General features: G+C 39.4%; 17 protein-coding genes, 1 pseudogene and 1 riboswitch. Of the genes and pseudogenes, 14 read left to right on the top strand and 4 right to left on the bottom strand.

The annotated features are described in order from the left end of the window. Window positions 1-38 precede the first annotated feature (38 nt). Window positions 39-1,019: a LysM peptidoglycan-binding domain-containing protein gene (locus tag LKW28_RS05575; protein WP_229139354.1), complete on the bottom strand. Its 981-nt coding sequence runs from the start codon at window positions 1,017-1,019 to the stop codon at window positions 39-41. A 196-nt stretch (window positions 1,020-1,215) separates the two neighbouring features. Between LKW28_RS05575 and ftsZ the strand changes: the two are divergent. Beyond that, window positions 1,216-2,166: pseudogene (ftsZ, locus tag LKW28_RS05570) on the top strand (cell division protein FtsZ); the annotation flags it as partial. A gap of 40 nt (window positions 2,167-2,206) precedes the next feature. On the opposite strand, the gene LKW28_RS05565 reads toward ftsZ, so the two are convergent. Continuing rightward, window positions 2,207-3,124 (bottom strand): aldo/keto reductase, encoded by a 918-nt coding sequence (locus tag LKW28_RS05565; RefSeq protein WP_229139353.1) that lies wholly within the window; start codon window positions 3,122-3,124, stop codon window positions 2,207-2,209. Window positions 3,125-3,226: 102 nt separating this feature from the next. Here LKW28_RS05565 and LKW28_RS05560 point away from each other — a divergent pair, with 102 nt between their 5' ends. Then, window positions 3,227-3,376 carry a hypothetical protein gene (locus LKW28_RS05560; RefSeq protein ID WP_229139352.1) on the top strand — a complete coding sequence of 50 codons (150 nt, stop codon included), beginning with the start codon at window positions 3,227-3,229 and terminating at the stop codon, window positions 3,374-3,376. Between the two features lie 46 nt (window positions 3,377-3,422). Here the strand turns inward: LKW28_RS05560 and LKW28_RS05555 are convergent, their stop codons facing one another. Next, window positions 3,423-3,929 carry a DoxX family membrane protein gene (locus LKW28_RS05555; RefSeq protein WP_229139351.1) on the bottom strand — a complete coding sequence of 169 codons (507 nt, stop codon included), beginning with the start codon at window positions 3,927-3,929 and terminating at the stop codon, window positions 3,423-3,425. A gap of 313 nt (window positions 3,930-4,242) precedes the next feature. Further along, a riboswitch (SAM riboswitch) is annotated at window positions 4,243-4,352 on the top strand. 115 nt (window positions 4,353-4,467) lie between these two features. Here LKW28_RS05555 and LKW28_RS05550 point away from each other — a divergent pair. From LKW28_RS05550 to LKW28_RS05495, 12 genes are all read left to right on the top strand, one after another. Then, window positions 4,468-6,267 (top strand): PLP-dependent aspartate aminotransferase family protein, encoded by a 1,800-nt coding sequence (locus tag LKW28_RS05550; protein WP_229139350.1) that lies wholly within the window; start codon window positions 4,468-4,470, stop codon window positions 6,265-6,267. Between the two features lie 147 nt (window positions 6,268-6,414). Further along, window positions 6,415-7,410, top strand: a complete 996-nt coding sequence (locus tag LKW28_RS05545; protein WP_229139349.1) for an aliphatic sulfonate ABC transporter substrate-binding protein — start codon at window positions 6,415-6,417, stop codon at window positions 7,408-7,410. Between the two features lie 11 nt (window positions 7,411-7,421). After that, window positions 7,422-8,252: an ABC transporter permease gene (locus LKW28_RS05540; protein ID WP_229139348.1), complete on the top strand. Its 831-nt coding sequence runs from the start codon at window positions 7,422-7,424 to the stop codon at window positions 8,250-8,252. 20 nt (window positions 8,253-8,272) lie between these two features. After that, the gene (locus tag LKW28_RS05535) at window positions 8,273-8,986 is read left to right on the top strand and encodes an ABC transporter ATP-binding protein (RefSeq protein WP_229139347.1); all 714 of its coding nucleotides are present in this window, start codon (window positions 8,273-8,275) and stop codon (window positions 8,984-8,986) included. Window positions 8,987-9,004: 18 nt separating this feature from the next. Next, window positions 9,005-10,717, top strand: a complete 1,713-nt coding sequence (gene acsA / locus LKW28_RS05530; protein WP_229139346.1) for an acetate--CoA ligase — start codon at window positions 9,005-9,007, stop codon at window positions 10,715-10,717. A 157-nt stretch (window positions 10,718-10,874) separates the two neighbouring features. Continuing rightward, complete coding sequence (locus LKW28_RS05525) at window positions 10,875-11,630, top strand: NRDE family protein (RefSeq protein ID WP_229139345.1); 756 nt, start codon at window positions 10,875-10,877, stop codon at window positions 11,628-11,630. A 359-nt stretch (window positions 11,631-11,989) separates the two neighbouring features. Beyond that, window positions 11,990-13,171 carry a carboxylate--amine ligase gene (locus LKW28_RS05520; RefSeq protein WP_229139344.1) on the top strand — a complete coding sequence of 394 codons (1,182 nt, stop codon included), beginning with the start codon at window positions 11,990-11,992 and terminating at the stop codon, window positions 13,169-13,171. A gap of 37 nt (window positions 13,172-13,208) precedes the next feature. Continuing rightward, complete coding sequence (locus tag LKW28_RS05515; protein WP_229139343.1) at window positions 13,209-14,729, top strand: UDP-N-acetylmuramoyl-L-alanyl-D-glutamate--2,6-diaminopimelate ligase; 1,521 nt, start codon at window positions 13,209-13,211, stop codon at window positions 14,727-14,729. A gap of 7 nt (window positions 14,730-14,736) precedes the next feature. Continuing rightward, window positions 14,737-16,584, top strand: a complete 1,848-nt coding sequence (gene asnB / locus LKW28_RS05510; RefSeq protein ID WP_229139342.1) for an asparagine synthase (glutamine-hydrolyzing) — start codon at window positions 14,737-14,739, stop codon at window positions 16,582-16,584. Between the two features lie 79 nt (window positions 16,585-16,663). Then, window positions 16,664-17,449, top strand: coding sequence for a C39 family peptidase (locus tag LKW28_RS05505; protein ID WP_229139341.1), 786 nt, complete (start codon window positions 16,664-16,666; stop codon window positions 17,447-17,449). 20 nt (window positions 17,450-17,469) lie between these two features. After that, window positions 17,470-18,177, top strand: a complete 708-nt coding sequence (locus LKW28_RS05500) for an aspartate/glutamate racemase family protein (protein ID WP_229139340.1) — start codon at window positions 17,470-17,472, stop codon at window positions 18,175-18,177. Between the two features lie 281 nt (window positions 18,178-18,458). After that, the gene (locus tag LKW28_RS05495; RefSeq protein WP_229139339.1) at window positions 18,459-19,796 is read left to right on the top strand and encodes a murein hydrolase activator EnvC family protein; all 1,338 of its coding nucleotides are present in this window, start codon (window positions 18,459-18,461) and stop codon (window positions 19,794-19,796) included. A 337-nt stretch (window positions 19,797-20,133) separates the two neighbouring features. On the opposite strand, the gene LKW28_RS05490 is transcribed toward LKW28_RS05495, so the two are convergent. Further along, window positions 20,134-20,856 carry a Crp/Fnr family transcriptional regulator gene (locus LKW28_RS05490; protein WP_229139338.1) on the bottom strand — a complete coding sequence of 241 codons (723 nt, stop codon included), beginning with the start codon at window positions 20,854-20,856 and terminating at the stop codon, window positions 20,134-20,136. Window positions 20,857-20,989: the final 133 nt, after the last annotated feature.

Raw genomic sequence — 20,989 nt, 5'->3', positions numbered from 1 at the left:
ACATGAAAAACCACTCAATTTCGTTGAGTGGTTTTCTGTTAATCCAATTCTTTTTGAATTTCTTCCATTTTACGTGTAATGAGCGGGTAGAAGTATTTTTGTGCACTTGCAGTGGAATTTCCTCCGAAAAACCCAGTACCTGGGCAGGTCTTCACATTATAGTCAGGTCCTTTGTCCAATACTCTTTCTCCATTTCGTAAATCCCACCAATGATGGTATGTAATACTGTCAATCGAGGGAGTTAATCCAAATTTCAGGCTAAGAACAGCATTCACATAAATGATCGTGTCGTGTTGCTCTTTTGTCATGATATCATGCCCAATATCGAAATTTCCGAGATGTTCAATAGCAATCCCAACAGAGTTCGCCTTGCTCCCAATGGTGCCTTCTGGAGTTATATATAATGGCCTGGAAACTGCTACCTTACCATCTGGAAAAGTCGTAATGTTTTGAGCGATATGCTTCCATCCCATCGTATTTTTATGATAGTTTTCCATTCCGTTTAATAGCAAGAAATGGTTGGAGTGGTTAAATCGACTGTAGTCTGGGACCCATGTATGATGCTGTTGGATGAGGCTTACTTTTCGTTTGATCTTCTGATTCATGAGCCAATCCTTAAACTCTTCTTTCGTCATTAAAATATGTTCCCCTTGCATGTTCATTCGTTTCGGAACAATTTTTAGCACCTGCCCTGGAACGACCTGTTCAGATGAAAGCCCATTTACAGCTTTGATTTGCTCTAGTGATGAATGAAATTGTGCAGCAATTTTCTTTAAGGAATCTCCAGATGCTACTTCATATGTATAGGGAACCCAAAGCCTGTGCCCGACAACTAATAGATCTGATTGAAGCCCGTTGGTGATTTTTAAATCATCTACCGTCATTTCAAATTTTTTCGCGATTTCTGGTAATGTATCACCTGCTTGAATGACGTAGATATTGTCGTGGCTGTTTGCATTTGTGTTTATAGGCAAAAGTAAGATAAAGACTCCAAGTATCAAAGCAATTCTAGTTTTCATGAATGTATCCTTTCGTCACATATTGTTATTAGTTTGTAAAACAAAATTAATATTATGCGAATTAGGTACTAGGGTGTGGTTTATTTTCATTTTATAAAGGAAATCCATGACAAAAAGAGAAGTAGTATTACGAAGTATATAGTATTAATCCGACTTCTTTTAGGAAGAAGGCAATGGGCGTTTAGGAGGAAAAATTATGCTTGAGTTTGAACCATACATAGATCAATTTGCAAGGATAAAAGTAGTAGGTGTTGGCGGCGGTGGAAATAATGCGGTCAACCGAATGATTGAAGCAGGGGTAGAGGGTGTTGAATTCATTGCAGTGAATACAGATGGACAAGCCCTTAATCAATCAAAAGCAGAGGTCATCATTCAAATAGGTGCATCGTTAACACGCGGTCTGGGAGCAGGTGCGAATCCGCAAGTTGGGATGAGAGCTGTTGAAGAGAGTGAAAAAGAGATTGAGGACGCACTTAGAGGTGCGGATATGGTTTTTGTTACTGCCGGAATGGGCGGTGGCACTGGAACTGGGGCAGCCCCAGAAATTGCAAGAATTGCAAAGAAATTAGGTTCTTTAACAATCGGTGTTGTCACAAGACCATTTCGATTTGAAGGCCGGAAACGAGCCGTGAATGCTGATGCGGGTATTGATGCGATGAAGCAAGCGGTGGATACCTTAATCATTATTCCAAATGAAAAATTATTAGAGATTGTGGATAAGCGTACCCCGATGATTGAAGCGTTCCGAGAAGCGGATAATGTGCTTCTGCGTGGCGTTCAAGGGATTTCCGATTTAATTGCTGTCCCTGGGTTGATCAACCTTGATTTTGCAGATGTTAAAACTGTTATGTCTCACAGGGGAACAGCCTTAATGGGGATTGGAATGGCAAAAGGGGATGGTCGTGCAGTTGAAGCAGCGCATAAAGCGATCAATAGCCCACTTCTCGAAACGTCCATTAGTGGGGCGCGGGGTGTGATTTTAAATATCACAGGTGGAAGAAACTTAAGCCTCTTTGAAATTCAGGAAGCAGCCGAAGTGATTTCTTCTGCAACACATGAAGACTTAAATATGATTTTTGGTTCGGTCATTAATGACAATTTAAAAGACGAGATTATTGTAACCGTCATTGCAACAGGATTTACGGAAAACTAATGAGAGGCACCTATTGAGGGTGCCTCTTTGCTTTTTACGGAAGAAGATAACCGGCAGCTTGAAAAATGCTGTACCAATCTTCACGGCTTAATTGGACTTCACTTGCTTTCACGGAATCCTTTAAGCGCTGTACATTCATTGTTCCGATAATAGGTTGCATGTTTGCCGGGTGACGCAATAGCCATGCAATCGCAATCGTAGTATTGGAAACACCATATTTTTCGGCAATTTCATCAATTTTTTGATTTAATTCTGGGCATTTTTCATTTCCAAGAAATGGTCCTTCAAAATAACCATATTGGAATGGTGACCATGGCTGAATTGTAATGTCATTCAAGCGGCAAAAATCGAGCACATCTCCATCACGGTTAATGGATTGATCAATTTGCATATTTGAAGAAACTCCATTTGCAATCATATGAGCATTTGGGATGCTTAATTGAAGTTGATTCGCAACGATTGGCTGTTTGACATACTTTTTAAGTAACTGAATTTGCATAGGCTTTTGGTTGGATACCCCAAAGTGACGAACCTTTCCAGAAGATGCTAACTTATCAAATGCTTCTGCAACCTCTTCTGGTTCTACAAGGGCATCTGGACGATGTAAAAGTAAGACATCAAGATAATCAGTATTAAGCCGTTTTAATATACCATCAACAGAATTAAGGATATGCTCTTTTGAAAAATCAAACATCCCTTTCCGAATCCCACATTTGGATTGAAGAATAATATTTTCACGGACATCATCATTCATATGTATTGCATCTGCAAAGATTTCCTCGCAAGCACCACTTCCGTAAATATCAGCGTGATCAAAGAAGTTTGCGCCAATTTCTAACGCGGTTTGTACATACTTTTCCGCTTCAGCCTTTTCCAATGAATTAATTCTCATACAGCCGACTGCAACAACTGGCACCTCTAATGTACTAGTACCTAATTTAATTTTTCGCATGATTGTTTTACCTCCAATTTTAGAACTGTTATTACTGTAACCTCTTTCTAGTCTACATATTTTGATATTGATTGGAAAGTCTAGAAAAAAGGAGGTTATGTGATGAAACGGTTGTTTATGTTGTTATTATTATCATTCCCAATGTTTTTCTTAATAGGTTGTGGGGACGATGAAATGCCAGAAGAGGACGAGAAGATTGAGGAAATTGAAGAAGAGGATGAAATTGGCGATGGTGAGATTGATGATGAATAGACTATAAAAAAGTGTTCCCCCAGTTTAGGAGGAACACTTTCCTTCGTTACGCAACGTTTGCTGCTGTTTTAGTACCTTTTTTCTCGTTGATACGTTTTGTAAGGAATGGTACTGCGAATCTGTCTACACCGTAGTAGTAAGTTGCAGCGCCTGCGAATAAGAGAATGATTGCTACTGTATAAAGTGTTGGGTTAGTGCTTGTTGTACCAGCAAGTAAGAAGTTAAGGTTCATGAATGCACCTGCAAGTAATGCTGGGATTGTTGCAAAACCAACAATTAAACCAAGTCCTACTAGAACCTCACCCCAAGGAATGAGTACGTTGAATAACTCGATGTTTGGTACGGCAAACCCTTCAAGGAATGCAGCATACCAGCCTTGCACTGCTGGGTGCTCGCCACCTGCATTTGCGATTGCACCTTGGATAAATCCGCCTGCATCAAATCCGCCTGCTGTAACTTTGTGGAAACCAGCTTCTAGCCATTGAATTCCTAACCATACACGTAATACTGTCCAAATAACTGCCATTTTAGGTCCTTTTAAGAATGTTTTCATTCTAATCTCCCCTTATTATTTTATTTGTGAAACTCTTCACAAGTTGTTGTAAAAAAATATGAGTGCTTATTAGCTGCCAGCTTTGTTGTAGTTAGTTTGTGAAGTATTTCACTAACTTTCTACACTCTTAATATACAGCGGATTTGCAAATAAAGCAATAGGCTTCACAAATAAGACACAAATAATTTTTGGTCTAACATATATACAAAATTCATACAAGGTAAAATTTTCCGAAAAAGTATTTGACTTTGGATTAATCGCAGACTATAATCCTTTTATAAAGCTAAACAGGAATGTATTAATTTAATAAAGACTCTTATCCAGAGTGGTGGAGGGACATGGCCCTACGAAACCCGGCAACCTTCAAGATGATTCTTGAAAAGGTGCTAATTCCAACAGGTATGATTACCTGAGAGATAAGAGGAGGAAAAAACCCTCTTCTTATTGAAGAGGGTTTTTTATTGCTAAATAATAATGAAATTTAGTTTTGCATTAGTATAATCCTGAGTTTTCCTATAAAAATAGTGGAGGAATAAAAATGAGTAACCAATTAGAAAGCTATGATTTAGAAACAGTTTTATTACACGGAGGACAATCACCAGATCCGACAACTGGATCACGAGCAGTACCTATATATCAAACGAGCTCTTATGTTTTCCATAATTCTGAGCATGCGCGTAGTTTATTTGCGCTTGATGAACCGGGAAATATTTATTCGAGGATTGGAAATCCAACTGTAGATGTATTGGAAAAACGGATTGCGCTTTTGGAGGATGGGGTTGCGGCGGTTGCGACTTCTTCAGGAATGGCCGCGATTGCCTTAGCGGTTATGAATATCGCCGAAGCGGGTGACGAAATTGTTGCCGCTACAAATCTATATGGCGGTACATATAATTTGTTTTCTACAACACTGCCAAAGTACGGAATTAAGGTACATTTTGTAGATTCAAAAGATCCGGAGAATTTTAGAAAAGCCATTACTTCAAACACGAAGGCAGTATTTGCTGAAATTATCGGAAATCCAAGCCTGCAAGTTTTAGATGTGGAAGCAGTTGCAGCAATTGCACATGAAGCAGAAATTCCACTCATTATAGACAATACATTTGCTACTCCATATATATGTAAACCCATTACATGGGGCGCAGATATCGTCGTACATTCAGCAACGAAATGGATTGGCGGACATGGAACCACAATCGGCGGTCTTGTTGTAGATGGGGGTCGCTTTAATTGGAATAATCCTAAATTCCCTGGATTCACGGAACCTGATCGAAGCTATAACGGTGTAAGATATGCATTTGATTTTGGGACACTTGCATTTAGCCAAAAACTTCGCGTACAGCTTTTGCGTGATTTTGGATCCTGCTTGAGTCCGCAAAATGCATTTTATTTATTGCAGGGACTTGAAACTCTCCATTTACGAGTAGAAAAACATAATGAAAATGCGTTAAAACTAGCAAACTATTTAAAAAACCATCCAGCAGTTGAGTGGGTGTCTTATCCGGGGCAAGAAGATCATCCTTCCTATGAACTAGCGGAAAAATATTTAAACAATGGCTTTGGTTCAATTGTAAACTTCGGTATTAAAGGTGGGCGTGATGCAGGGAAAACGGTGATTGACAATATCGCACTCTGGTCACATGTTGCGAATGTGGGGGATGCGAAGTCCTTAATTATTCAACCAGCATCAACAACCCATCAGCAGTTAAGTGCGGAAGAGCTGGTTCAAACAGGGGTTACAGAAGACCTGATTCGACTTTCTGTTGGTATTGAGTCTGTCCGCGATCTGCAAAATGATCTTGATCGCGCGTTTTATGAAGCGACTGGTTTGTCTTTTAAGGGTGCTGAAAAGGGAGAAGTCGTCGTTAATGATGAAGGAGTAATCCGCTGGGCGTTGCAGTCACCGATTGTTCGTGAAGAGATTGATGGTGTTGAAACACAAAGACCAAAGACCTTGGCTGTTGTCGGCTTAAGTGGCAATCCTGCCCGTCCAAGCAACCGATTGGCAAGAAAAATGCAGCGCTTAGGCTATCAAATTGTACCAGTAAATCCGAGGGAAACAGAAGTCCTTGGGGAAAAGGCATACGCAAATCTAAAGGATGTTCCATTTGAAATTGATGTGGTTCAAGTGTTTAGAAGCCCTGAAGCGGCAATTGAAATTGCCAAGGAGGCAGTTGAGGTAAAACCAAGAATCTTCTGGCTCCAAGAGGGTGTCATTTCGCCGGTGGCAGCTCAAATTGCTGCTGAGGCTGGGATAGAAGTTGTTCACAACCGTTGTACGTATAAAGAGGCACAGCGATTACGAGGATCCATTGTCACATTTGCTTGTGAAATTTAATTTTTTCAGTGGGGTCCAAACCCCGACTGAATAAAGTTAAGCCTCCGGCGGATGCCACGATTTTTCAGAGGGAATTTTTCAAGCATGCTCGAAAAAAATCGGGCGCAAATACGCCAAGGCGCATTTGATTAAAAAGGGGAGAATGATATGAAAAAAATAAGTACCATTTTTATTGCTGTATTGCTGTTAGTTGGAATTGCAGGTTGTTCAAATAGCACGAGTAAAGCCAGCCAAGGAAATGAAAAACCAGAGAAAATTGTCTTGGATTATGCCTTTTACTCCCCAACAAGTCTGGTGTTAAAAGAGTTCGGTTGGGCAGAGGAAGCATTCAAAGAAGAAGGAATTAAGGTTGAGTTTGTTCTTAGCCAAGGAAGCAATAAAGCACTCGAATTCTTGAACAGTGGCAGTGCAGATTTCACTTCATCTGCAGGTGCAGCGGCTTTAATGGCGAAAGCAAACGGTGCACCGATTGAATCCGTTTATATTTACTCAAAGCCGGAATGGACAGCATTAGTGGCTAATAAAGATTCAAAGATTCAAAGTGTAAGTGACTTGAAAGGGAAAAAAGTTGCTGCAACCATCGGGACAGATCCTTATATTTTCCTATTGCGTGCCCTTGATGAGGAAGGTTTAAGTCCATCAGATGTTGAAATTGTCAATCTGCAGCACGGAGATGGTGCAGCAGCATTATCATCTGGTCAGGTAGATGCGTGGTCAGGATTGGATCCTCACATGGCAAGAGTCGAATTAGAAACAGATGCGAAGTTATTTTACAGGAATGCCGATTTTAATACGTATGGAGTCTTAAATGTCCGTCCTGAATTTGCGGAAAAATACCCGCAGTACGTAGAAATAGTAATTGAAGTTTACGAAAAAGCGCGTAAATGGACTTTAGAAAACCCGGAAGAAGCAGCAGACATCTTGGCAAAATTCGCAAATATTGATATTGAAGTGGCGAACAAGCAACTAAACGAACGAAATGATTTTTCTAATCCAGTCCCCGGGGATGCTCAAATTGAGGCATTAACGGAAGCAGGCAAGGTTCTTCAAGCACAGGAAATCATTAAAAAAGATATTGAAATAGATAAATTAGTTCAAGAATTGATTAATCCGACGTTTGCAGAAAAAGTAATCGAACAATAGGAGGAGGTCAAATGAATACAAAAAGTGAAACTTGGTCAAGGCAAGTAAAGGTCAAACCTAAACTAAAGTTTGTTGTATCTGGAAATGTAAAAATCGTTTTACTTGGGAGTATCATACCTGCCATTTTACTCGTGGTTTGGCAGTATTTGAGCTATATCGGTGTCCTAGAGGCACATCTAATGCCAGCACCGACGGTCATCCTCGCAAAAATAATTGAATTTGCCAGTGATGGAAGTCTATGGGGGCACATTGGGATTACCCTTTATCGAATCTTTTTTGGTTTTCTGATTGGAGTCGTTGCGGCTGTAGTTTTTGGTTCATTGGTCGGCTATTTTCGAATTGCAGAAGCATTATTAGATCCAATGCTTCAAGCCTTTCGTTCAATTCCATCCCTTGCATGGGTACCTCTTTTTATCCTTTGGATGGGGATTGCGGAACCTTCAAAAATTACCCTGATTGCGGTCGGTGTATTTTTCCCAGTGTATTTAAACATTGTGTCAGGCATTCAGGGTGTTGACCGTAAATTGATTGAGGTAGGTAAAATCTATAATTTTTCAGCGTTCGATTTAATTAGAAGGGTCATTTTGCCTGCTTCCCTTCCCTCTTTTTTAGTAGGAATCAGAAGTGGATTAGGACTAGGGTGGATGTTTGTTGTAGCGGCTGAATTGATGGGAGCCAGTCAAGGAATCGGGTATTTGCTCGTCGTTGGTCAAAACTCCTATTCTCCTGAAACGGTCATCGCGAGCATTGTTCTATTTGCGATTTTAGGTAAAATTACGGACTCCATTTTGAAGAAGACAGAAGAAAAAACACTTCATTGGCAGGACAGCTTTGTGAAGTAAGCCTGAAAGGATGAAAAAGGATGCTGGCAATTCAGAATGTTTCACGAACCTTTTCGAACGGTACGGCGGGGTTTCGAAATATCAGCTTTAAAACAAAACAAGGTGAAATCATTGGAGTTCTAGGTACGAGCGGATGTGGAAAAAGTACTTTATTGCGTGTCTTATCCGGATTGGACCCGGATTATTCAGGAACCGTGGAAATTAGCGGGGATACGATTAAGTCTGTTCATGAAAAGGTTGGAGTTATTTTTCAAGAATCTCGTTTAATGCCATGGTTAACAGTGTTAGAAAATATTTCGTTTGGTTTAAAAAACGATAAGCAAAAAAATGAAAAGGCAATCGAATATGTAAAGCTAGTCGGACTGCAAGGTTTTGAAAATCACTATCCAAAGGATATATCCGGAGGTATGGCGCAAAGGGTATCGATTGCGCGTGCTCTGATAACCAATCCAGAAGTACTGCTTTTAGATGAGCCATTTAGTGCGCTTGATGCATTTACGAAAATGCAGCTGCAAGATCTGCTTTTGACCATTTGGGATACATACAAATCTACCATGATTTTAGTCACACATGATATTGATGAAGCTCTTTATTTATGTGACCGGATTGTCATTTTAAAAGGGCAGCCGGGTGAAATCTATCAAACTATTCAAATTGAAGACCCGAAACCTAGGTCCCGAGGAGATGTAAAACTAGCACAATTGAAGGCAGAAATATTAACGCTACTAAGTTAACGAAAGGGGATAGGTGAATTGACAGCCACAGAATTGAATTTCATAAAACCTTTTGACGGAGACTATAATCTTCAAAACTATGATAAGGTTTTCCAGAATTTTTTCTGGGAGGATGTTGAAAAGGAATTTAGCTGGTACCAAACGGAGCAAGTAAACATGGCATATGAATGCATTGACCGCCATGTAGCAGATGGGTATGGTGACAAAGTCGCCCTTCACTATATTAATGAAGATGAAGAACAAGTTTTTACATTTAAAGATATCAAAGATAAATCAGACCATCTAGCAACCGTTTTGAAAAAAAACGGTGTTAAAAAGGGAGATATTGTGTTTATCTTTTTACCGAAAAACCCGGAAAATCATATTGCGATGATTGCTGCGATTAAGCTTGGGGCTGTTGTTGGGCCACTTTTTGAAGCATTCATGGAGGATGCGGTGAAGGACCGGATTTCAGACTGTGAAGGTCGCTTTCTCATCACTGACTCTGAGTTGGTAAAGAGGGTTCCGAAACAGGACTTACCTTCATTAGAAATAGTGTTTATTACAGAAGGGCCGGAAAAGTGTAAGGAAGCTGAAATCTCACTCGTAGAGGAATTAGCAAAAACAAAGCCCCAGACTGATATTATTGAATGGGTAGATCTTGAGCACCGCCTTAATATTCATTATACGAGCGGATCAACCGGGAAACCAAAGGGAATTGTACATGCACATCGAGCAATGATCCAGCAGTACCAAACAGGAAAATGGGTCCTTGATATAAAAGAGAATGATGTTTATTGGTGTACAGCACATCTTGGCTGGGTAACGGGAACCGTATACGGACTTTTTGCTCCTTGGCTAAATCGCGCAACAGTTGTCGTTAATGGCGGACGATTTAATGCTGATTCCTGGTATTCAACCATTGAAAAAACAGGGGTGACGGTTTGGTATAGTGCCCCTACTGCATTCAGAATGCTGAAGGCAGAGGGAGACGATGTGCTGGAAAAATACGATCTGAGTTCACTAAGACATCTTTTAAGTGTAGGAGAGCCGTTAAATCCTGAGGTCATCGTCTGGGGGATCGAGGCTTTACAGAAAAGAATCCATGATACGTGGTGGATGACTGAAACAGGAGCGCAATTAATCGTCAACTTGCCATCAGAGGTTATTAAGCCTGGCTCAATGGGAAGACCTTTTCCTGGAATTGAAGTTGCGATCCTTGATGATGATGGAAATATACTTCCCAATGGTCAGGTTGGACACCTTGGCATCAAGGCTTTCTGGCCAGCTATTATGAAAGAAGTATGGAAAAATCAAGAGAAGTTTAATTCCTATTTTGTAAATGGTTGGTATATATCAGGTGATTTAGCTGTATTAGATGAGGACGGATATGTGTTTTTCCAGGGGCGAAGTGATGATATGATCAATTCATCCGGAGAACGTATTGGTCCGTTTGAAGTTGAAAGCAAGCTAATTGAACATGAGGCAGTCGCTGAAGCAGGTGTGATTGGAAAGCCCGACACGATAAGAGGAGAAATTGTTAAGGCCTTTATCGTTTTAAAGAGGGGCTATAGTCCATCAGAGGACTTACTGGAAAATATTCGCGTGTTTGTTAAACAAAATCTGGCTGCCCATGCTGCACCAAGGGAAATTGAGGTATTGGATGAACTTCCAAAAACAAAGATCAGCGGGAAAATTTTAAGAAGAGAGCTAAAAGCACGTGAACTTCAAAATGCACATCAGGTTTCATAAGGATATATCTAGAAAGTGTAACCTAATAGAAATAAGTTTCGTCATATTAGCAGGGGTAATCGCCCTTGCTTTTTTGTATGGTGGTTTTTATCCAAGCCAAGATTTTTACGAAAATAGCAATCAAATGCTATAATTTGTGAAAAAGGCGGTGGGTAAAATGTGTTTAATTTTGTTCGCCTATAAGAAGCATCCGGTCTATAAACTCATTGTTGCAGCAAACCGGGATGAGTTCCTTCAACGACCGACGGCTCCGATTCACTTCTGGGAGGATGAGCCGAACCTATTGGCTGGAAGGGATCTCGAAAAAATGGGAACTTGGATGGGGGTCACGAAAGCTGGACGTTTTGCGGCGATCACGAACTATCGGGACCCAAGTGAAGTTTCAGAAGGAAAACAGTCGAGAGGAAAACTCGTAAAAGATGCTCTTACCTACGATGGACAGATTGCAGAATATATGAAACAGGCGGAGAAGACGAATTCACAGTATCCTGGTTACAATCTACTAGTAGGTGGCCCTGATGACCTTTATTATTATTCAAATGTCGGAAATAGCCTCGAAAAAGTAAAGCCGGGTATTCATGGGTTAAGCAACCATTTGCTCAATACGAACTGGCCCAAGGTCGAAAAAGGAAAAGAAGGGCTTTCAACCATTATTAAGGGAGAAAATTTAGTGGAGGACTTGTTCGAGTTATTGCAGAACACAGACCGGCCAAATGACAATCTACTGCCCAAAACTGGCGTGTCCCTTGAATGGGAACGAATACTATCTTCCTTATTTATTCAAACAAATGGGTATGGGACGAGAAGCTCAACCGTATTATTAATGTCGGATACCGAAATTCATTATGCGGAACGGAGTTTTTCCAGTTCAGGAACAAGCGATCAAAAATTTCACTTTCCGATTGAGCCTTAAAAGAGTGGAATTGTGGAATAGTATATAATAGAACTAAGTCGTAAAAGGGAAATGGAGTACGAAATCATATATTTACTGTACTCTATTTTTTGTTTTTATTTTTCAGTTTTGTTGTCTAGTTCAGGCGCCATCGGCTCTCTGGTCTAGCCAATCGCTTCTGAAGGCAAATTGCGCCTTCTGTCAGCGCTCGTCTTATGCTTGTCGCCTAAGGCTAAGCGCCTTGCACATTTCAATTGTTACAACCTGATAACAAGCGGGTATAAGCGGTATTTCATCTTGAAACACCCCTTATTCTGTGTCAATATTGTAATATTAGACAAAGAGTCAAATTAGGAAGCTAATCAAGGAGTCTGGTAGGAATGAACAATAAAGCTGTTGTTTTAGGAAACAACTATTATATAGGTTTAAGCACAATGAGATGTCTGGGTACAAAAGGGATCCATACAGTAGCCGTTGATTATTCTTACGAGGGTACATACGGTGCGGAATCCAAATATTGTTCGGAACGGGTAATCGCTCCCCATTATCGAAAAGAAACGGAACAATTTATATCCTTTTTAAAGGAATATGGAAGAAAACAAACGGCAAAGCCGGTGTTAATTCCATGTCATGACTCCTATGTAGAAGTGATAGATCAATATTTAGATGAGTTAAAAGAGTTCTATCTTATCCCTCAAACCGAGCAGGGCCTTTATACAAAAACGATGGATAAGGATGAATTACATAAGCTGGCCGTGGAACACGGAGTTGCGGTACCTGAAACCGTCCATCTTGGAGAAGAAAACTTTTATGAAAAAATTGAAGAAGATATTAAATTTCCATGTTTAGTAAAACCAACTGATTCACCTACCTTTGTTTCGATCTTTCGCAGGAAATTATTTAAGGTTCATAATCGTCAGGAATTAGACGAAGCCTTAAATAAAGCAAAAGAAGCGAATCAGGAAGTGATAGTCCAACGAATCATTCCAGGTTTCGATGACCATATGTATACATTTGACGCGTATTTAAATCAAGAAGCGAAGGTATCACACTGGATGACCTGTCAAAAATACCGCCAATACCCGATTAATTTTGGCGCGTCCGTATATACGGGGCAGAAATACGTTCCAGAGCTTTACGAAATTGGTTCTAAATTTTTGGAAGCGATTGGGTTCAAAGGCTTTGTAGAAATTGAGTTTAAAAAAGATGAAGAAACTGGGAAGTATTACTTAATCGAATTAAATGTAAGGATCACCAACCTGAACAGTTTGTTATATAAGGCAGGACTTAACTTTCCTTACATCACATATCGAGAATTAACAGGTAACCCGCTGCCCCCTAAGGCGATAGAACACGATACGAACCTGGTCTTTTGGTATGCATACGAAGACTTCTACGCAATCAAGGGCTATTTAAAAACAGGTCAATTAACAAAGGCACAGGTTATAAAATCCTTCTTTAAACCGAAAGCATATGCGATATGGGACTGGAAAGACCCGAAGCCTGCGTTATCCTATGCCGGTATGATTTCAAAAAAGCTGCTAAAAAAAATGAAAAGATAATGCAATAAAGTTAAGGTCATTAATTGGAGTGATAACAATGCATTTAAAATCAATTTTAAGGAATCTTGATTATACCGAAATAAAAGGAAGCCTTGAAGTAGATGTGACCTCAATCGCTTTTGATTCGAGAGAAGCAACGATGAACGGTGTTTTTGTTGCAATTTCCGGATTTACAGTGGATGGTCATAACTATATTGAAAAAGCGATTAAAAATGGTGCCTCTGTCATAATCGTTGAAAGAGATATATGGTTTGAGGACCCTGTAACAATCATTAAGGTTTCGGATACAAGATTAGCGTTAGCGCGGATTTCAGCAAACTTTTATGAAAATCCGACTGAAAAATTAAATCTGATAGGGATTACCGGGACAAATGGTAAAACATCTACAACCTATTTTGTAAAATCAATCTTTGAACAGGCAAAAAAATCCATTGGTCTGATAGGGACAATGGGTACTATAATAAACAATAGGCATTTTGAAACGAAAAATACGACTCCTGAATCATTACATTTGCAGGAGACTTTTTCAAAGATGGTAGATGAGGGCATTGAAGATTGCATTATGGAAGTTTCTTCGCATGCCTTGGATTTAAATCGTGTCGCCGATAGTAATTTTAATACAGCGATTTTTACGAATTTAACGCCCGACCACTTGGAGCTTCATAAAAATATGGAAGAGTATTTTAATGCCAAGGCTAAGCTTTTTGATCTTGCCCAGGATCATGTAGTCATCAATGTTGATGATCCATATGGAAGAAGGCTATTGGAAAAGGTAAAAGATTCGGGTAAATCGATTACGACGTATGGTATCAACCAGGAAGCGGATATATACCCAACTGATCTTCACTTTTATGCAGATTATAGTACATTTCAACTGAATACACCGACTGGTACAGCAGAAATTAAAGTAAATATTCCAGGTGTTATATTCGTCTATAATAGTCTAGCAGCCATCGCTTCAGCATACATCAATCAGATATCTTTGGAAGATATTCAAGAAGGAATAGACGCTGTAAAAGGAATAAAAGGAAGACTTGAGGTTATTTATCAGGATAAAAGTCGAAAAGTTGTCGTTGATTTTGCTCACACGGAAGATGGTTTAGAAAAAGCCCTCTCTACCTTAAGACCTTATACAAAAGGAAGACTCATTGTGGTCTTTGGTGTTTATGCTGCACCAGGAAAAGATGGCAGTGAAAAAAGAAGAGCGATGGGAAAAGTTGCAGCTACTTATGCTGATTTATCGATTGTTACTTCTGATAACCCTAAGGAGCAGGATCCAAATTTAATCGTGAAGGAAATAATAGAATCCATGAATGAAGTTGACGGTAAATATCATGTTGAAATTGATCGTAAAGAAGCGATTAAATATGCACTTGATAACAGTCAGGATGGGGATGTTATCCTTCTAGCAGGAAAAGGCCATGAAACAGCACAAGTAATTGGCAATGAGGAAATTCCGTTTAATGAAAAAGAGATTGTGCATGAACTACTAGAGAATAAACGGAAAAACAAACTTAAATTACAGACAACCAGAAAATTTATAAAACTAAAAAGGTGATAAAACTATGTGTGGCTTCGTTGGGTTTGCTGATTCAAAGCTTGAAATAGATAAAGTAAAAGTAATAAATGAGATGATGGACACAATCATTCATAGAGGTCCTGATAGTGGCAACTATTTTTCAGACGATCATACAACATTAGGCTTTCGTCGCCTAAGTATCATTGATTTATCTGATGAAGGAAGCCAGCCGATGCTCAATGAAGATGGTAGCTGTGTCTTAGTTTTCAATGGTGAAATCTACAACTATCAAGAGCTGCGGGAGGATTTGATTGAAAAAGGCCATATTTTCAAATCCGGTTCTGACAGTGAAGTTGTCGTCCATGCGTACGAGGAATATGGGGTGGACCTCTTACAAAAGGTTCGCGGAATGTTTGCTTTCGCGATTTGGGATAAAAACAATGAGTCCATGTTTTTAGCACGTGATTTCTTTGGGATTAAGCCTTTATACTATACCCAAAATACGACTGATAACTCACTGATTTTCGGCTCTGAAATCAAGTCGTTTTTAAAACAGCCAGCTTTTAAGAAAGAGTTAAATAAAGATGCGATTAAGCCTTATTTAACCTTCCAATATTCAGTGCTTGATGAGACCTTCTTTAAAGGTGTTTATAAATTAAAGCCTGGTCATTACATGCTCTATAAAAAAGGAAATATCGAAATCAAACCTTATTGGGATATTGACTTTAACGCTGAAGATAAAGGGCTTGACCACTATATCGAGGAAATTAACAATACCTTAAAGGAATCTGTGAACTACCACAAAATTAGTGACGTAAAGGTTGGTTCGTTCCTTTCAGGCGGGGTTGACTCTAGTTATATCACGGCTTTATTAATGCCTAATAAAACATTTTCCGTAGGATTCCAAGATCATGAGGGAATCTTCAATGAAACAAACTTAGCTAAGGATTTATCGGATATCCTTGAAATTGAGAACTACAAAGAACTGATGAACGCAGATCAGGCTTTTGAGATGCTGCCTACGATTCAATATCACATGGATGAGCCACAATCAAACCTATCATCGGTTCCATTGTACTTTTTATCGAAATTAGCCAGTGAGCATGTAACGGTTGTTCTTTCTGGTGAAGGGGCAGATGAAATCTTTGGCGGCTATGTCTGGTATCAAAAGTCTGGAAAGCTAGAAAAATACGAAAAGATTCCATTTGGGATCCGTCGTGCGATTTCAGGAATCAGCGCTGCACTGCCTAAAAATAAAATCACAAACTTCCTTATCAAGGGTGGTCAGCCGGTAGAAGAAAAATTCATCGGCCAAGCGAAGATATTTGAGGAAGAGGATGCTCGCAAAGTCTTAAAGGATGAATATCAAACTGGCCCTTCTATACAAAGTATTACAAAAAAAGTGTATGATAAGGTTAAAGGGAAAGATGATGTTTCGAAAATGCAGTATCTTGACCTCAAGCTTTGGCTGCCAGGGGATATCCTCTTAAAAGCAGACAAAATGAGTATGGCTCACTCGATTGAATTACGGGTACCATTTTTAGACAAAGAGGTCATGTCAATGGCTTCTCACATTCCGACGAATTTACGAGTAAATGATATTGATACAAAATATGCTCTTCGTGCTGCTTCCAAAAAGGTGCTCCCAGAGGAATGGGCAAAACGCGAAAAAGTCGGATTCCCTGTTCCAATGAGACATTGGCTTCGTGAAGAGAAATATTACAATATCGTAAAGGAAATGTTCGAATCTGATATTGCAAAAGAATTCTTTAATACAGATGAGCTTATGAAATACCTTGATGACCACTACCATGGAAGACATAACTATGCAAGATACATCTATACGGTCTATGTATTCCTTGTGTGGTATAAGAAGTTCTTTATCGAGTTATAAAATTACCTTTTTCACATATACATGATTTCTAGTGGTTTTCTAACAGTGTAAAATGGTGTTCGAAAAGGGGCAGATAGAAGTGAAAAAAATAGTAACAGCACTATTATTTTTGAATCTCATATGTGTCGTATATTTAATGCTTAATGTTGAAACCGTTAAGGGAATTGCTAGAAGTGTGCTCTCTGAAACAGATGGAGCGTTTTCTGGGCTCACAAAAGTGTATGCTCAGGAAACCAATCCATATCGTGAAGTATCGAACGGTGAAATTGAAGTGTTTATTCCAGTCGAGGAGGTACTCCAATTGCCGGAGTTACCAAACGGTTGTGAAATTACCTCCTTAACCTCGCTATTCAATTTTTTTGGCTATCGTGTTTCCAAATTGGACATGGCTGACCATTATTTGCCGAAGGAGCAGTTTAAAACAATCAACAATGTACTGTATGGGCCAGACCCACATAAGGCATATGCCGGAAACCCGCGACAAATGAGTGGATTCTTTACCTATGCCCCGCCAATTGTACAGGCAGCTAAAACGTATATTGAAGAGGTAGGGGCTCAATTAGAACCCGTCGACCTAAGCGGAAGTTCTCGTGAGGAAATCATGATGGAGCTTGAAGAGGGGAATCCAGTGGTTATTTGGGTAACCTTGGACTTGAGTAAGAAAAAAGTGAATTATTCTTGGAATATTAACGGTACCAACGAAAAGTTCGATGCGCCAACGAATTTACATGCAGTTGTCCTTAATGGCTATGTAGGCGACAAGGTACACGTTATGAATCCATTGCACGGACAAATCACATATGATGCAGATGCCTTCTTCGCAAGCTATGAAGATTTGGGAAGTCATGCAATGACAGTTAAGTAAAAGTGGAAACAGGTGTAGACATGGAACATAAAACATTAGGTGTTATCGGGGGTATGGGCCCAAAGGCAACCTCTGTTTTCTTTGATAAAATTGTCAACCGAACAGAGGCTCATAAGGACCAGGACCATCTCAATATGGTCATCCTTAATCACGCAACTCTTCCAGATCGAACCCATGCAATCCTTACAAACACAGGTGAAACGTTTATAGATGCTGTAAAAAATGATTTTAAGCTGCTAGAAGCGGCAGGGGTTGCAAACATTGCCATTCCTTGTAACACATCACATTATTTTTACGATGAGCTGCAAAAGCTGACAGAGATCCCGATCATCAACATGGTAGAAGAAACGATTAAAGAAATTCATGATATGTATGGTGAAGGCGCAAGGATTGGCATTCTTGCTACAAACGGGACGATTCGCAGCGGAATCTATGCTGATGTTTGTAAGAAGTATCAGCTGGAGCTTTTAGCTCCGAATGATCACTTACAAGAAAAGGTTATGGACATCATTTATAACAATGTTAAAAGTGATCTCGATGTTGATTCAAGTGAGCTTGAACAGTTAATTAAGCATCTTGTTGAAGAAGAAAATTGTAAAATGGTCATTTTGGCATGTACGGAATTATCCTGCATCAAATTAAATGATGAAGCCATGAAATATAGTATTGATGCGATGAATGTATTAGTGGAGAAATCCATTTTACGCTCAGGCAAGCGTCTCAAGTAAATATGTAGGGAACAATATGAAACTCGTCTAAAAAGGGGCGGGTTTTTTGTTTTTGTACGTATTCTATCTTTGTCGAAAAATCTTAACCAAAACCCAGTGTTTTCAATAGATGATGAAATGAAATTGTAATATTAGTTTGACGTTTTGAGACAATTTTTTATGTTATAATACAAAACATGAGAATATATAGCAAAATATGATAATTGTGGGTGGGAATGAATACTGTCCATGCCGATTTAAATGATAGATTGCTAGGTTGGTAGAAGGGGGATGCTATTTCGTTGAAGCGCAAACTTCTAATGGTTGGAATGGGTGTGTCAATAGGACTCGGAAGTTTATTGACAGCTATGCCCAACACTGCATTAGCGATTCAAACAAATGAAAAGCTAGAAAATGAGAAAAAAGAAGTCCAGGAAAAGAAATCAGAGCTAGAATCTGAAATCTCTCAAAAGGAAAATGCGATTGGTGAAATCAAACAACAAAAAGTTGGTGTCGAACAGGAGATTAAACGACTGGATTTTGCCGTAAATGATACACGCAGCAAAATTGAGAGTACAAAAGCGCAAATCCAAGAAACAAAAGAAGAAATTGAGCGCCTTGAGGCAGAAATGAAGGTACTTGAGGAACGGATTCAGAAGCGGGACGAGCTTATCAAAGAGCGGATGCGAAGCCTTCAGCAAAGCGGTGGAGTTGTAAGCTATGTGGATGTGTTACTCGGTGCGAAAAGCTTTAATGATTTTATTAACCGAATTAGCGCGGTATCTGCATTCGTACAAGCTGACCGTGAAATTATGAAAGAGCATGAAGCAGACATTAAACTGCTTGAGGCTAATAAAGCAGAGGTTCACTCCTTACTTGCACAGCAAGAAGACCAGCTGAAAGAGCTTGATCGGTTAGAAGTTCAGTTACAAGCCCAAATTAAAGAACAAAATAAAGTAATGGCTCAATTAGAGGCAGAAGAACAAAAGATGCATGAGGAGCTCCACTCATTAGAAGATGTCGGAGAATTATTAGCTGCACAGGAAAAAGCGATTCAGATGGAAATCAATGCATGGAACCAAAGGCAAGCAGAGCTTGAGGAACAACGAAGAAAAGCTGAAGAAGAACGGATAAGGAGCGAAGAGGAACGGAAAAAGGCTGAAGCGGAAGGAAAAACTCCACCTCCTCTACCTGATGCACCACCACCTGTCGTAAATAATGGATCATTTATGAATCCAACAACAGGACGTTTAACATCTGGTTTTGGAATGCGTTGGGGGAAAATGCATTTCGGAATTGATATAGGAAAAGGTGGTCGCGTAGGAAATGTTCTAATTTATGCAGCCGCTAGCGGCACGATTACACGTTCCCGTCTGGAAAGCAGTTACGGAAATGTCATCATGATTACCCACTATATCAATGGCCGTCAAATGACAACCGTTTATGCGCATTTAGATCAACGTTTTGTTAATCAATATGACCGAGTCGAACAAGGTCAATTGATTGGCTTCATGGGGAATACAGGAGACTCAACTGGCCCGCATCTTCACTTTGAAATCTATGATGGTCCATATAGTCCAACTCAATATAGTGGAGGACACTCAAACGCAGTGAACCCACTTCAATATGTGTCATTTTAATAATGGAGGCGCCCGACCAAGTGATGGTCGGGCGTTTTATTACTTTTTTCTAAATTTGAAAAATAAACGGAAAAATTCCACTTAAATTGGAAAATACTGGTGTTTTCTTAAAAATAAAGGTAGTTTATCCGTTTATATCATCTAAATCCTTAGATTCTGCCTTATTTTTAGCGGTTAGTCGGAATATCTACTCTTATATTAGCTTTTTAAGCTTACATATATACATTAGCAGGAAATTCTCCGCTTATACTTCTTTTACCAAAGCTAAACTTTACTAAGAATATAATAATAAAATCCTCCAACAAAAAACCCACATTTCGAATGTGGGCCACCTTTACTATGTTTTTGCCTTCTTTTTTAATCCTTCGAGGTCGAGGATGTGAATATCTCTTTGACCACTTACCTCAATCAGGTTATCTGAAATGAATTTGACAAACTTTCGGCTAATGGTTTCGGGTGTTGTACCAATAAGTGACGCTAACACCTTCTTGGTGATAGGAAGCTTAAAACGGCCATCCTTCGAGCGGACTCTGTCATTGAACAAGAGAAGTACACTTGCTAACCGTTGCTCGACTTCCATTAAGCTTAGTAAGCTCATCCACTCGTCGGCTTGATAAATCCTTTCATTTAAAGCCCGCATGAAGCGGAGTGCCATTTTATGGTTGCGCTCTAATGTTTCAAAGAAGTCCTGTTTTTGAATTATATAGATAACGGTATCGTTAATCGCAACCGCATTTGCATAATGGTTTTCCGATTGAAGCATAGCAGATTGACCAAAAAAGTCATTTGGAAATAAGAGGCGAACAATTTGTTCCTTTCCGTCTTCTGCAACTTTTGTGATTTTAATAATGCCCTCCCCGATAATATACAACGTGTCAGAAGGGTCACCCTCTCTAAAAATCACATCCCCTTTAGGGTAATCTCGAATTTGAATGACCTTTTGTAAAAGGTTCATTTCCCTCTCGATTAACCCTTGAAAAATAGGTACCAGACGAATACTGCTTGGATCATGTGGACTGCTAATCATACAGAACACTTTTTCTCCTTTCAAAATGCCCATAAAATGCGGACTCCTGTTGTACTTTAGTTTGTCTAACCTCTTGAAGACTAAACGGACTTTTGGTTCTAAAAGTGTAATGGATCAACTTTTCTAACAGTTCCTTTACTTTAAGTGGAAATTTGTACTACAATAG

Origin of the sequence: Bacillus sp. REN16 (assembly GCF_020731355.1) — a bacterium.
Lineage (GTDB): Bacteria > Bacillota > Bacilli > Bacillales > Bacillaceae_L > Ferdinandcohnia.
The sequence above is the reverse complement of the archived record's forward strand: the minus strand, read 5'-3'. Positions and strand labels throughout refer to the sequence as shown.

Excerpts from the sequence above, each read along its gene's own strand:
- LKW28_RS05535 (WP_229139347.1), top strand. The coding sequence starts at position 8,273 with ATGCTGGCAATTCAGAATGTTTCACGAACCTTTTCGAACGGTACGGCG.
- LKW28_RS05500 (WP_229139340.1), top strand. The coding sequence starts at position 17,470 with ATGGAACATAAAACATTAGGTGTTATCGGGGGTATGGGCCCAAAGGCA.
- LKW28_RS05550 (WP_229139350.1), top strand. The coding sequence starts at position 4,468 with ATGAGTAACCAATTAGAAAGCTATGATTTAGAAACAGTTTTATTACAC.
- LKW28_RS05525 (WP_229139345.1), top strand. The coding sequence starts at position 10,875 with ATGTGTTTAATTTTGTTCGCCTATAAGAAGCATCCGGTCTATAAACTC.
- LKW28_RS05520 (WP_229139344.1), top strand. The coding sequence starts at position 11,990 with ATGAACAATAAAGCTGTTGTTTTAGGAAACAACTATTATATAGGTTTA.
- asnB (WP_229139342.1), top strand. The coding sequence starts at position 14,737 with ATGTGTGGCTTCGTTGGGTTTGCTGATTCAAAGCTTGAAATAGATAAA.
- LKW28_RS05565 (WP_229139353.1), bottom strand. The coding sequence starts at position 3,124 with ATGCGAAAAATTAAATTAGGTACTAGTACATTAGAGGTGCCAGTTGTT.
- LKW28_RS05515 (WP_229139343.1), top strand. The coding sequence starts at position 13,209 with ATGCATTTAAAATCAATTTTAAGGAATCTTGATTATACCGAAATAAAA.
- LKW28_RS05560 (WP_229139352.1), top strand. The coding sequence starts at position 3,227 with ATGAAACGGTTGTTTATGTTGTTATTATTATCATTCCCAATGTTTTTC.
- LKW28_RS05545 (WP_229139349.1), top strand. The coding sequence starts at position 6,415 with ATGAAAAAAATAAGTACCATTTTTATTGCTGTATTGCTGTTAGTTGGA.
- LKW28_RS05575 (WP_229139354.1), bottom strand. The coding sequence starts at position 1,019 with ATGAAAACTAGAATTGCTTTGATACTTGGAGTCTTTATCTTACTTTTG.
- LKW28_RS05490 (WP_229139338.1), bottom strand. The coding sequence starts at position 20,856 with ATGGGCATTTTGAAAGGAGAAAAAGTGTTCTGTATGATTAGCAGTCCA.
- LKW28_RS05555 (WP_229139351.1), bottom strand. The coding sequence starts at position 3,929 with ATGAAAACATTCTTAAAAGGACCTAAAATGGCAGTTATTTGGACAGTA.
- LKW28_RS05540 (WP_229139348.1), top strand. The coding sequence starts at position 7,422 with ATGAATACAAAAAGTGAAACTTGGTCAAGGCAAGTAAAGGTCAAACCT.